Source organism: Sphingomonas oligophenolica, assembly GCF_006438955.1.
Classification (GTDB): Bacteria; Pseudomonadota; Alphaproteobacteria; order Sphingomonadales; family Sphingomonadaceae; genus Sphingomonas; species Sphingomonas oligophenolica_A.
This window is the reverse complement of the sequence record NZ_RCZK01000006.1, coordinates 112,751-125,022: the sequence shown is the minus strand read 5'-3', so window position 1 is coordinate 125,022 and position 12,272 is coordinate 112,751. Positions and strand designations below refer to the sequence as shown.

General features: G+C 65.9%; 13 protein-coding genes and 1 tRNA gene. 9 read left to right on the top strand and 5 right to left on the bottom strand.

Annotated elements, in window-relative coordinates; translation table 11 throughout:
* Positions 1 to 6 precede the first annotated feature (6 nt).
* Both EAH84_RS09375 and EAH84_RS09370 read left to right on the top strand, forming a co-directional pair.
* The gene (locus tag EAH84_RS09375) at positions 7 to 186 is read left to right on the top strand and encodes a hypothetical protein (protein WP_140871119.1); all 180 of its coding nucleotides are present in this window, start codon (positions 7 to 9) and stop codon (positions 184 to 186) included.
* An 83-nt stretch (positions 187 to 269) separates the two neighbouring features.
* Positions 270 to 614, top strand: a complete 345-nt coding sequence (locus tag EAH84_RS09370) for a DUF6481 family protein (protein WP_140871116.1) — start codon at positions 270 to 272, stop codon at positions 612 to 614.
* Between the two features lie 14 nt (positions 615 to 628).
* Here the strand turns inward: EAH84_RS09370 and EAH84_RS09365 are convergent.
* Together EAH84_RS09365 and EAH84_RS09360 are read right to left on the bottom strand one after the other, a co-directional pair.
* Positions 629 to 705, bottom strand: a tRNA-Pro gene (locus tag EAH84_RS09365).
* A gap of 74 nt (positions 706 to 779) precedes the next feature.
* Positions 780 to 2,093 carry an FAD-dependent oxidoreductase gene (locus tag EAH84_RS09360; protein WP_140871113.1) on the bottom strand — a complete coding sequence of 438 codons (1,314 nt, stop codon included), beginning with the start codon at positions 2,091 to 2,093 and terminating at the stop codon, positions 780 to 782.
* Between the two features lie 237 nt (positions 2,094 to 2,330).
* Here EAH84_RS09360 and pnuC point away from each other — a divergent pair, with 237 nt between their 5' ends.
* The 6 genes from pnuC to lepA all read left to right on the top strand — a co-directional run bounded on the left by pnuC (position 2,331) and on the right by lepA (position 7,776).
* On the top strand, positions 2,331 to 2,903 hold the full coding sequence (gene pnuC / locus EAH84_RS09355; protein ID WP_140871110.1) for a nicotinamide riboside transporter PnuC: 573 nt from the start codon (positions 2,331 to 2,333) through the stop codon (positions 2,901 to 2,903).
* Positions 2,900 to 3,427, top strand: a complete 528-nt coding sequence (locus EAH84_RS09350) for an AAA family ATPase (protein WP_140871107.1) — start codon at positions 2,900 to 2,902, stop codon at positions 3,425 to 3,427. The genes pnuC and EAH84_RS09350 overlap by 4 nt, the downstream gene beginning before the upstream one ends.
* 248 nt (positions 3,428 to 3,675) lie before the next feature.
* Positions 3,676 to 3,951 (top strand): hypothetical protein, encoded by a 276-nt coding sequence (locus tag EAH84_RS09345; RefSeq protein ID WP_140871104.1) that lies wholly within the window; start codon positions 3,676 to 3,678, stop codon positions 3,949 to 3,951.
* Positions 3,948 to 5,117 carry an aminopeptidase gene (locus tag EAH84_RS09340; RefSeq protein ID WP_140871101.1) on the top strand — a complete coding sequence of 390 codons (1,170 nt, stop codon included), beginning with the start codon at positions 3,948 to 3,950 and terminating at the stop codon, positions 5,115 to 5,117. Before EAH84_RS09345 ends, EAH84_RS09340 begins: the two co-directional genes overlap by 4 nt.
* The gene (locus EAH84_RS09335; protein WP_140871098.1) at positions 5,114 to 5,788 is read left to right on the top strand and encodes a class I SAM-dependent methyltransferase; all 675 of its coding nucleotides are present in this window, start codon (positions 5,114 to 5,116) and stop codon (positions 5,786 to 5,788) included. Before EAH84_RS09340 ends, EAH84_RS09335 begins: the two co-directional genes overlap by 4 nt.
* A 167-nt stretch (positions 5,789 to 5,955) precedes the next feature.
* Positions 5,956 to 7,776 carry a translation elongation factor 4 gene (gene lepA / locus EAH84_RS09330; RefSeq protein WP_140871095.1) on the top strand — a complete coding sequence of 607 codons (1,821 nt, stop codon included), beginning with the start codon at positions 5,956 to 5,958 and terminating at the stop codon, positions 7,774 to 7,776.
* 6 nt (positions 7,777 to 7,782) lie between these two features.
* On the opposite strand, the gene EAH84_RS09325 is transcribed toward lepA, so the two are convergent.
* Positions 7,783 to 8,922, bottom strand: coding sequence for a radical SAM protein (locus EAH84_RS09325; RefSeq protein WP_140871092.1), 1,140 nt, complete (start codon positions 8,920 to 8,922; stop codon positions 7,783 to 7,785).
* Positions 8,919 to 9,185, bottom strand: a complete 267-nt coding sequence (locus EAH84_RS09320; RefSeq protein ID WP_140871089.1) for a hypothetical protein — start codon at positions 9,183 to 9,185, stop codon at positions 8,919 to 8,921. Before EAH84_RS09320 ends, EAH84_RS09325 begins: the two co-directional genes overlap by 4 nt.
* 360 nt (positions 9,186 to 9,545) lie before the next feature.
* Here EAH84_RS09320 and EAH84_RS09315 point away from each other — a divergent pair, with 360 nt between their 5' ends.
* On the top strand, positions 9,546 to 11,069 hold the full coding sequence (locus EAH84_RS09315) for a fumarate hydratase (RefSeq protein ID WP_140871086.1): 1,524 nt from the start codon (positions 9,546 to 9,548) through the stop codon (positions 11,067 to 11,069).
* A gap of 77 nt (positions 11,070 to 11,146) precedes the next feature.
* Here the strand turns inward: EAH84_RS09315 and EAH84_RS09310 are convergent, their stop codons facing one another.
* Positions 11,147 to 12,214, bottom strand: a complete 1,068-nt coding sequence (locus EAH84_RS09310) for a PLP-dependent cysteine synthase family protein (RefSeq protein ID WP_140871083.1) — start codon at positions 12,212 to 12,214, stop codon at positions 11,147 to 11,149.
* Positions 12,215 to 12,272: the final 58 nt, after the last annotated feature.

Sequence of the window (12,272 nt, the reverse complement as noted above, 5' to 3'; positions counted from 1 at the left end):
GCTGGCATGCCCGCCGCGCTGACCTCGATCGCGAATGCCGCCCCCGCGATCGCGATGCTGGGATGTTTCGCGTGTCTGATCGGCGGCGGCGCGATGATCGCCAGACGGCGCGACACGAAGAAGGGCGTGCTGCTGCTGGTGATGGCGGCGGTGTTGCTCGGCAACGTCGTCATCTGGACGTTATGATCGAGGCATTCGGCATCCACGCCGCAATGCTGGTAAGAGACAAACCCGGCGATCGATGAATCGCCCAACAGGAACTGATTTACATGGCTGGCTTCAAGACCCCCGATTTCAACGAACGCACCGAGGCGGCACGCGTCGCCAAGCAGAAGGCGCTCGACCAACTGCGGTCAAAGCCGGCACCCGATCCCGCGGTGGTCGCCGAACGTCAGGCAGCAGCCGAGGCGCGTGAGAAGGCCGCCGCCGAGCGCCGCGCCGAGCGGAAGCGTGCTGCCGAGACGGCCAAGGCCGCCAAAGCAGCCAGCGAGGCGCCAAAACCGGTAGAGACACCGGCGGCGCCCGCACCGGTCGAAGCGCCCAAACCCACTGAGGAAGAGTTGAAGGCGGCGCGCGACGCGCGGTATGCGGCGCGCAAGAAGCGGAAGCGGTAACCGCGGACATGTGTTGGTCGGGAAGAGAGGATTCGAACCTCCGGCCCCTGCCTCCCGAAGGCAGTGCTCTACCAGGCTGAGCTACTCCCCGACGGAGTCCGGTGACGACCGGTCGCTTGGAAGCGCGGCCTATACCCAGCGGGTCGGACGCGTGCAAGCGTCGGCTTACCGCGAGGCGCGGGCAGCGAGCATCGCGTCGATGCGGGTGAACTTCTCGCGCGGGGAGCCGGCGCGGGCGTTCGCGATCTCGGCACGCTCGATCGCTTGCCAGTCGCGGAAGGTGACGACATCGACGCCGCGCGCGGCGAGCAGCGCGTCGAGGCCGGGTCGGCCCGGTTTGCCGCTGTCGGGCGCGGTGTCGGTGGCGATATGGTCGGCGATCAGGAAACCGTCGGGGCGGTTGGTGCCAATCGTCCCGGTCGGTCCGCGCCGCGCCCAGCCGACCGCGTAGAGGCCGTCTGCGATCCGCCCGTCGTGGTTGGCGAATCGGCCGAGCTTCGCGTCATAGGGGACGTCCTCGATCGGCGGGGTGCGATAGCCGATGCAGCTGACCACCATCGCGGCGGGGATCGCATAGGTCTCGCCGCTACCGGTGGCGTGGCCATCGGCGTCGATCCGGGTGCGTTCGACGATGACGCGTTCGACGCGGCCGTCGCCCTCGATCCGCACCGGCATCGCGAAGAAATCGAAATCGACCGTGATCGGTTTCGCGGGTGCGGGTTCGGCGAAGCCGCGCAGCAGCGCGACCGATTTGCGGGTGCCCGGATCGAGCGCGGCGTCGTCCTCGATCGGGGGCAGATCGGCGGGGTCGATGCGCGGACGGGCGCGCGCGAGTTTGCCGAGTTCGCCGAGTTCCTTGGGTGTCATCGCGATCGCGTGCGGGCCGCGGCGCGCGAGGATCGTGACGGTCTCGATCGTGTGCGGCCCGAGCGCGTCGAGCGCGTGCGCGACGATGTCCGACCCGGTGAATTCGTCGCCGGTCTTGGCGAGGATCCGCGCGACGTCGAGCGCGACGTTGCCCGCGCCGACCACGACCGCGCCGGGGCCGTGGAGCGGCGGTTCGATATGCGCAAAATCGGGGTGGCCGTTGTACCAGCCGACGAACGCTGCCGAGCCGATGACGCCGGGCAGGTCCGCGCCCGGGATGTCGAGCCCGCGATCGTGCGGCGCGCCGGTCGCGAGCACGACCGCGTCGTAAAGGCCGAGGAGTTCGGGGATGCTGACGTCGTGGCCGACGGTGACGTTGCCGACGAAGCGGACGTTGTCGGCGAGCGCGGTCGCCTCGTAGCGGCGGCTGACGCCCTTGATCGACTGGTGATCGGGCGCGACCCCGGTGCGGATCAGGCCATAGGGAACGGGGAGGCGATCGACGATGTCGGCATGGACGCCCCCCCCTGCGCCATCGCCGAACAGCTTTTGACAGGCTTCGGCGGTGTAATAGCCGGCGGGGCCGGAGCCGATTATCGCGATATGGCGCATGCGTCTTCCCGAGGTGGGCGGAGGTGTCGGTTTACTTTACAACATTGACGACTGTTACACGGAATCACCGATTCAGCCGGCGTCCCCCCATCGTACGCTGAACATACCGACAGATGGGGAAGGGCGCGCGGGCAGGGCATCGCGCGCAACACTGGCACAGCGGCGGGGTGTAGGACAGCGGGCGTTTTCGGCGCGTCGCCGCTTTACGTGCGCGCTGCCGTCGGTAGGCAAGGCGCGGTGAATAGCATCGAAGCCATCGCCGCCGCGCTCATCGTCGTCAACGTCGCGCTGGTGGCGCGGCGGAGCATCTGGAACTATCCGTTCGCGATCGCGGCGGTCGCGATCTACGCGGTCGTGTTCGCGCGGGCGCGGCTCTATTCGGACATGCTGCTCCAGGGATTTTTCCTGGTCGTCAATCTGTATGGCTGGGTGAACTGGGCGCGGATCAGGGCCGCGGCGGGGGACGTGCTGGTCGAGACGCTGACGCCACAAACGCGGGCGCTGTGGGCGGCGGGCGTCATTGTCGCGGCGGCGGGGTGGGGGACGGTGATGCACCGCTACACCGACGCCTCCTACCCGTGGTGGGACGCGGGGATCGCGGGGGCGAGTATCGCCGCGCAGGTGCTGCAGGCGCGGCGGAGACTCGAGAGCTGGTGGCTGTGGATCGCGGTCGATGTCGCGTCGGTGCCGCTCTACGCGGCCAAGGGTTTGTGGTTCACGACGGCATTGTATCTGGTGCTGCTCGCGATCTCGGTCGCGGGGCTGATCGACTGGCGGCGGGCACGCGCGGTGCGGATGGTGATGGCGTGACGCTGCGTTCGATCTGCCTCCACGGTCCCGAGAGCACGGGCAAGTCGACGATCGGCGCGCGGCTGGCGGCGCAGCTGGGCACGCCGCTGGTCGACGAATATGGCCGCGACTATGCCGAGATGCACGGCACCGAGTTTGCGATGGCGGACCTCGTCAGCATCGCCAAGGGGCACGACGAGATGACCCGCGCCGCGCTGGCGCAGGGGCGGTATCCGGCGATCCTCGACACCGATCCGCTGATGACCGCGGTGTGGGCGGACATGTTGTTCGGGCGGCGCGATCCGTGGTTCGACGCGTGGGACGGCTGCGCGGACCTGTACCTGCTGTTCGACATCGACCTGCCTTGGGTGGGGGACGGGACGCGGATGTTCGGGACCGACGCGGCGCGGCGGCGGTTCTTCGACCTGTCGAAGGCGGAACTGGACCGGCGTGGGGTGGCGTGGCGGCTGGTGAGCGGTGTGGGCGAGGCGCGGTGGGCGAGCGTGCTGCGCGCGATCGGTGTCGCTGCCGATGATCAGCGATGATCGCGCAGCACGTGATAGGTGCGCTGGTTATCCCTCAAAAACCGTAACCGAAGCGGACCTAAAAACTGCCGTGGCTGCCCAATGCGCTAGCGCCGGTTTTATTCCGTATCCCGACCTCCAGCCTCCATTTCGGATCGCATCGCCGTTGTTCGAACCAGCCGTCGGGATCAGTCTTCGTGATGGCTCTCTCGTCATCCCGGCGGGGCGTAGCCAGCATTGGGAGAAGGATGGTGGCAAGCGAACAGGAAGTGAAAGATATCGTCGCTCGGGTAACCGCCGACGTGATGCGCGAAAGCCGGTCGAAGGAAGCAACCTTCAAGGTCGCCGACCTCACCGCGCATGTGACCGACATCGTCAAGGGCGCGGACGCTGCCTGGACGATCTCGTACAGCACCGCGGCGGCCACCTTGGGCGAGTCGAGCCCGCTGCTGCGCGGCACCGAGGTCGCGTGGTCGATCAGCTACAGCACCGCATCGGCCGCGCTGGCCGATCGTGGCGGCCTTGCCGCGAAGAAGGCGGGATGAGCGACGAGCAGGTCTGGCGCGGGGTGCAGGCCCTGCTCGACGATTATGTGGGGATCGTCGGCGGCGATCGCGTGCTGTTGCTGTATACCAGCGACAGCCAGCGATCCGCCGCCCTCGTCTCCGCCGCGCTCGAATTGCGCGGGATCGGGTTCGAGCGGGTGTGGATGGCGCCGCTCCACGATCCGGGGTTCGCCGAGCGGCTCGCCGCGGCGCTGCCCCGTCCCGCGCTGCTCACCGGGCGGTTGGTCGTGCTGAGCTTCGAACGCGACACGTTTTCGCATACCGGGGCGCTCAACGACGCGCTGTCGGCGTATCCGCGCGATCGCCAGCTCGTCTTTCGATCGAACAGCGCCAGCGATAGCCTGTTCGCCGATGCGTTGCGGGCATCGCCCGCGGAACTGTCGCGGCGCAATGCCGCGATCCTCGAACGCCTCACCACGGCCAGCGAATTGCGGATCACCACGCGCGGCGGGACCGATCTGGCGGTGACGCTCGATTCGGCCAAGCATCGCTGGATCAGCAATCGCGGGCGGGCGCGGATGGGTGGGACGGTCATCCTGCCGGCCGGCGAGGTTGCAACCTTTCCTGCGCGGATTTCGGGCGTCCACGTCGCCGACTTCGCGTATAACGTCAACGCGATCACCGAGGACGACGTGCGGCTCGATAAGACGCCGGTGACGATCGAGATCGTCGACGGCCGGGTCGTCTCGCACGCGTGTGACGACGCCCGGATCGCGCGGTTCCTCGACCAGTGCCTGACCACGCATTGCGCCTATAACATCGGCGAACTGGGGTTCGGGACGAACTTTCGGATCGACGAACCGATCGCGATGAATTCGCACATCAACGAGCGGCGCCCCGGGGTTCACCTGGGGTTGGGCCAGCATAACCAGGATCCGGGCGTCGTCGGCTATCAATGCGCGATCCATCTCGACCTGATCGCGCGGGGCGGCTTGATCACGATCCCCGGTGCGGTTGACCCGATCGATCTCGAGGCGCTGGTGCCTTCCGACGCGCCGCACCCGACCAGTACCCGCGACGAGGATGTGTTCTCGCCCGACGTGCTCGAGATCGAAGAGGGGGATTGCTGCGGGCTGCTCACCGACGGCGTGCTGACCCCCTGCGTCATCCCGGCGCTCGTCGAGAGCGCGGGGGCAGGCGGTTGAATTACTGGACCGCCGCATCCGGGATCGTCGACGCGTTCGGCGGTGGCGGCGGCGGGATCGCCGAAGAGATGATCGTGCGGACGTTGTCTCCGCAGCTGCCGTGCGGTGCCAAGGTCGTCGATCTTGGCGGAGGTGACGCCGCGCTTGCCCTCCGGCTGGCGGCGATGGGACACCGGGTGGTGGCGGTCGACATCGACCCGCGGATGATCGCGATCGGCCGCGCGCGGCTGGCGGCAGCGCCCGCGGCGATCGCGGCGCGCGTCGCGATCGTCGAAGGCGACGCGGCGACCGGGCGGCTGGCGGCGCCGGGCGATGCCGATCTGGTGTGTTGCCACAGCGTGTTGATGTACGAGGACGATCCCGCGCCGTTGATCGGCACCGCGGTGGCGCTCGCGCGACGTGGCGGACTGGTGTCGATCGCCGCAGTATCGCCGGCGGCGATCGCGATGCGTCCGGGACTGGCGGGACGCTGGCGCGAGGCGCGGATCGCGCTCGAGACCGGCGATCAGCGCCACGCGCGCTATGCCGCGAGTCGCAATCACCCGCGCGCGGCGGTCGCGGCGCTGCTGGCCGCGGCGGGGGCGCCGGTCGCGTCCTGGTCGGGGATCGGGATCTTCACCGACCATCACGACCGCCCGATCGATACCGACGAACCCGACGAGCTGCTCTAGGCCGAATGGCTCGCGGGGCAGCGCGATCCGTATCGACAGGTCGCGCGCTGCTATCACCTGCTGGCGGTGCGCGAGGACGGGGGCGAATCGGCGGCGGCGTGACGCCGCGCGAACCCCGCATTGCGCGCGCCTTTGGCAACGCAACATCCGCCTGCTAGGGCGCGCGCATGACCCCGCTTTCCCGCATCCGCAATTTCTCGATCATCGCGCATATCGATCATGGCAAGTCGACGCTCGCCGACCGGCTGATCCAGCTGACCGGCGGGCTGTCGCTGCGCGAAATGAGCGAGCAGGTGCTCGACAACATGGACATCGAGAAAGAGCGCGGGATCACGATCAAGGCGCAGACGGTGCGGCTGGCGTACACCGCGCAGGACGGCATCGAATACGAACTCAACCTGATGGACACGCCGGGGCACGTCGATTTCGCGTATGAGGTGAGCCGGAGCCTAGCCGCGTGCGAGGGCGCGTTGCTGGTGGTCGATGCGGCGCAGGGGGTCGAGGCGCAGACGCTCGCCAATGTGTACCAGTCGATCGAGCATGATCACGAGATCGTGCCGGTGATCAACAAGATCGACCTGCCCGCCGCCGAGCCCGAGATGGTGCGCAAGGAAATCGAGGACGTGATCGGGATCGACGCGTCCGAGGCGGTGCTGGCGTCGGCCAAGACGGGAATCGGGATCGCCGAGATTCTGGAGGTGATCGTCAAGAAGATCCCGGCGCCCAAGGGCGACCCGCAAGCGCCCCTAAAGGCGATGCTGGTCGATAGCTGGTACGACCCGTATCTGGGCGTGGTCATCCTGGTCCGCGTGATCGACGGGGTGATGAAGAAGGGCCAGCAGATCAAGTTCATGAACGCTGGGACGACGCATCTGGTCGACCGGGTCGGCTGTTTCCGGCCCAAGATCGAACAGCTCAATGACCTGAGCGCGGGCGAGATCGGCTTCATCACCGCGCAGATCAAGGATGTCGCACAGGCGCGGGTCGGCGATACGCTGACCGATGCCAAGCGCCCCGCGCTGCAGGCGTTGGAGGGGTTCAAGGAAGTCCAGCCGGTGGTGTTCTGCGGGTTGTTCCCGGTCGATGCCAACGACTTCGAGAAGCTGCGCGAGAGTATTTCGAAGCTGCGATTGAACGATGCGTCATTCAGCTTCGAGACGGAGACGAGCGCCGCACTGGGGTTCGGGTTCCGCTGCGGGTTCTTGGGGCTGCTCCATCTCGAGATCATCCAGGAACGTCTGACGCGCGAATACGACCTCGATCTTATCACCACCGCGCCGTCGGTGGTGTACGAGATCGAACTGACGCATCCCGATCCCGCGGGCGTCACGCAGATCGAGCTCCACAATCCCGCCGACATGCCCGAGCCGAACAAGATCGCGACGATCAGCGAACCGTGGATCAACGCGACGATCTATGTCCCCGACGAGTATCTCGGCAGCATCCTGAAGCTGTGCCAGGACCGGCGCGGGATCCAGAAGAACCTGACCTATGTCGGCGGGCGTGCGCAGGCGACGTACGAACTGCCGCTCAACGAGGTGGTGTTCGATTTCTACGACCGGCTGAAATCGCTGTCGAAGGGCTATGCGAGCTTCGACTATACCCAGATCGGCTATCGCGAGGGCGACCTGGTCAAGATGGGTATCCTCGTCAACGAAGAGCCGGTCGATGCGCTGAGCATGATCGTCCACCGCGGCACCGCGGAGGTGCGCGGGCGCGGGATGGTCGAGCGGCTGAAGGAACTGATCCCGCGCCACCTGTTCAAGATTCCGATTCAGGCCGCGATCGGCGGCAAGGTGATCGCGCGCGAGACGATCAGCGCGATGCGCAAGGACGTGACCGCCAAATGCTATGGTGGCGACGCGACGCGTAAGAAGAAGCTGCTGGAAAAGCAGAAGAAGGGCAAGGCGAAGATGCGCGAATATGGCAGCGTCAGCATCCCGCAGGAGGCGTTCATCGCGGCGCTGAGGATGGGGGACGAGGGGTAGAGGCGTTCAGCAAAGGCGATCGACCAACCGTGTTCCTTCGTCGAAATATCGGTCGGTAAAGCCCGGTACGGTCGCATCGGCGGTCTTGAACAGCGCTTCGCATAACGGCTGCGTGCGATACGCGCCGCCCTCGAGCTTGCTACTCGTGCAGGGGCGGCACGCGGCGCGGAACGAGCACGCCGAACAGGGGAAATAATCCGCCATCAATTCGCCCGAGGCGCGCGCGGTGTCGAAATCAGCGAACACTGGTTCGCGCTGGATCGTATCGAGCCGCCGGGACTTGGTGTTGACGTTCGCGAATATACGATCGCTATCGGGTTGACGATTATGCTCGAAGCCCATTCCCGGGCAGGGGAAGTGATTGCCATGGGCATCGACATACCCATAGACTTGCGTCCCCCCGCATGCGTCGAAGTTGGCGGGGAAGGGACTGCTGCCGAATCGGTCGGCGTAGTAGCGGTGGAACAGCGGCGGGATATTCGTTTCCAACTGCGTCTCGCCGTGCATCCGCCACATCGTGATGATCGAAACGAACGCGTTCACCAGTTCCTCGTCGTGCAGTGTCAGCAGGTCGCTGTTGCGGATCGCGAAATCGCGTGGCTCGGTGAGCGCGAGATTCAGTTTATTGACGCCCAACTTATTGGCGAGCGCGATCACCTCATAGGCTTCGGGCGCGTTGATGCGGTTTAGCGTGTAGTTCATGTCGAGCGTGGTGTGGCCCCCGAGGCGGCCCGATGCATGGATCGCCTCCAGCGCGGCTAGCGCCTTCGCGAACGATCCCTTGCCGCGGACGCGATCGTTCGTCTCGGCCGTCGCACCGTCGAGCGAGAAGGCGATATTTCCCATGCTCTCGTAAGAAAGCAGCGGAATGATCCGATCGGGAAAATGCAGATTGGTGTTGATCGAGATGGTGACGCCGGCGCGCTCGGCAGCAGCCAGGGCGGGCGACAGATCGGCGTGAACGTACGAGACCTCCCCGCCGATCAGCGTGACGAACTGAACGCCGATCCGCCCCGCGTCCTCGATGATCGACACAAGTTCGTCCATCGAAAGGCTGTCGCGGGGCGTCGCTTGGTCGGATCCTACCGCGCAGTGGCGGCAACGCAGATTGCAGCCACTGGCGGCATAGACGACCAAACTTTTCATCGGCTGGCGAGCATGACCTTGGAGTTGCAGCAACCCGCGCCGATGCCCCAATCGGCAGCCTCGATGTCGGACAGGCCGACCGACCTATTGGCGGCGTTGACGTTTTCGATCAACGTGCGCGCGTATTGCTCGAAGCTCCGCGCCGTATTTTCGTCGTTCACGTCAATGCCCTTGTGCGCGATATAGTCCTTTGGGGAATGTAGAAACGCAGCGAGTTCCTTGGGATTACGAAGCGCCTTCGCTGCGTCGTTCGCTTTGGTCATCTTGCCTCTCCTCATAGCGTTGGTTGAGGCGGGCACTTTTGCCTCGGCTCAGTACTGCCCAGACCAATAGCGCTATAAGATGAAGTAATCAAGTCCGCTTTCTATTTGAAATCGGATATTTTATGATGATCTCTAGTGCATAATATCGGCAAACAGCAAAACCCGTTAGACAAACCATTGAATATCAAAACGATTCCCCCAATTCAAAATTTGAACGTTAATTGTTATATACGAACATCGGAGCGAGGCCTGACATTATCCATTTGGGAAATGACGTTCGACGTTGGGTCGCGCTCAGAGGCACTGACGAGCGAGCCGACTCATTGCCCCTCGCTTCTCCGCGCGATACACGCCCACCCCATGACCACCACAATTCGCGCCGCCGACCTGATCGAGAGCGTCGCCGACGCGCTGCAGTTCATCAGTTACTATCATCCGATGGATTATATCCGCGCGCTGGGCGTCGCCTACGAGGCGGAGCAAAGCCCTGCGGCGAAGGATGCGATCGCGCAGATCCTGACCAATTCGCGGATGTGCGCGGAGGGGCATCGGCCGATCTGCCAGGATACCGGGATCGTCAACGTCTTCGTGACATGGGGGATGGACTGCCGGCTCGACGATACGTCGCGGTCGTTGCAGGAGGTCGTCGATGACGGCGTGCGGCGGGCGTATCTGAACCCCGAGAACCGCTTGCGCGCCTCGATCCTGGCGGACCCGGCGTTCACGCGGCGCAACACCAAGGACAACACGCCGTGCGTGCTCCATGTCGACATGGTGCCGGGCGCGCGCGTCTCGATCGATGTCGCGGCGAAGGGCGGGGGCAGCGAGAACAAGTCGAAGTTCAAGATGATGAACCCGTCGGACAGCATCGTCGATTGGGTGGTCGAGATGCTCCCGCAGATGGGCGCGGGGTGGTGCCCGCCGGGGATGCTCGGGATCGGGATCGGCGGGACCGCCGAACATTGCGTGCTGCTCGCGAAACAGGCGCTGATGGAGCCGATCGACATGGGGCCGCTGAAGGCGCGGGGGCCACGTAACGATATCGAGGCGCTGCGGATCGAGATTTTCGACAAGGTCAATGCGCTCGGGATCGGGGCGCAGGGGCTGGGGGGCCTGTCGACGATCCTCGACGTCAAGATCAAGGATGCGCCGTGCCACGCGGCGGGCAAGCCGGTCGCGATGATCCCCAATTGCGCGGCGACGCGGCATGCGCATTTCGTGCTCGACGGGTCGGGGCCGAGCTATCTCGAGGCACCCAAGCTCGATGAGTGGCCGCGGGTCAATTGGACCCCCGACAAGGCCGCGATGCGCGTCGATCTCGATACGCTGACGCCCGCGGTGGTGCAGGGCTGGCAGCAGGGCGACCGGTTGCTGCTCAACGGGCGGATGCTGACCGGGCGCGACGCGGCGCACAAGCGGATCGCGGACATGCTGGCGAAGGGCGAGCCGCTGCCGGTGAGCTTCGCAGGGCGCGTGATCTATTATGTCGGGCCGGTCGATCCAGTCGGCGCGGAAGTCGTGGGTCCGGCGGGGCCGACGACGGCGACACGGATGGACGGGTTCACGCGGATGATGCTGGGGCAGGGGCTGCTCGCGATGGTCGGAAAGGCCGAGCGCGGCCCCGATGCGACCCAGGCGATCGCGGAGGGCAGGAGCGCGTATCTGATGGCGGTGGGCGGTGCGGCGTACCTGGTGTCGCGCGCGATCAAGGGTAGCCGGGTGGTCGGGTTCGACGATCTGGGGATGGAGGCGATCTACGAATTCGAGGTGGTCGATTTCCCGGTGACGGTGGCGGTGGATAGCGAGGGCCACAACGTCCACCAGCTCGCGCCGCTGGTATGGCGGGACAAGATCGCGCGTGAGGGGTTGTTGGTGGGGGTGTGACGGGCGGCGTTCGAGACGCGCAGGCCGTTCCACTGCTGGAACCGCTACACCTGACGATCGCTCGCCGACCCGATCGATCAATCGCCCAAGAGGCGCCCAATGCGCCGTTCGGCGGCTCGCCAGTCGATGCCGCAGCTCTCGAGCCACGCGTCGTCGTAATAGGTGCAGCCGTAGCGGTCGCCGCCGTCGCACAGCAGGGTCACGATGCTCCCGGTCGCGCCCGCGGCGTGCAGTTCCTCGATCAATGCCGCGCACGCCATGATGTTGGTGCCGGTCGAGCCGCCGACGCGGCGCCCGAGCCGCGCGGAGATCGCGCGCATCGCGCCGATGCTGTCCGCGTCGTCGACCGGGACCATGCGGTCGATCACGTCGGGGACGAAGCTGGCTTCGACCTGGGGCCGGCCGATGCCTTCGACCCGCGAGGCGCAGCCGGGGGGCAGCGCGACGACGGTGCGGTCCGCGAAATGGCGGTGGAAGACCGAGTTGACCGGATCGGCGACGCATAGCCCGGTCGCGTGGCGCTGATAGCGGATGAAGCGCCCGATCGTTGCCGAGGTGCCGCCGGTGCCAGCACCGCACACGATCCAGCGCGGGACGGGGTGTTCCTCTTCCCCGAGCTGCGCGAAGATCGATTCGGCGATGTTGTTGTTGCCGCGCCAGTCGGTCGCGCGTTCGGCATAGGTGAACTGGTCGAGATAATGACCGCCAGTTTCGGCGGCGAGCCGGTGCGCCTCGGCATAGACGGTGCGCGGATCGTCGACCGCGTGGATTTCGCCGCCATGAAAGCGGATCGCGTCGAGTTTCGGCGCGGCGGTGCTGGCGGGGACGACCGCGATGAAGCGCAAGCCGAGCATCCGAGCGAAATAGGCCTCCGACACCGCGGTCGATCCCGACGACGCCTCGATCACGCACGTCCCCTGCGCGATCCAGCCGTTGCACAGCGCATAGAGGAACAACGATCGCGCCAGCCGGTGCTTCAGGCTACCGGTGGGATGCGAACTTTCGTCCTTGAGATAGAGCGTGATCCCGGCGAAGTGCGGCAGATCGACACGGATCAGATGGGTGTCGGCGCTGCGGTTGTAATCCGCCTCGATCCGCCGCACCGCATCGGCGAGCCAGCCACGGTCGATCCTGTCGTCGGTCATCGTCGGGTCATGTCCTTGTATCGGTCGCCGATCGGGCCGGTCGGTCGTTAGCGTAGCA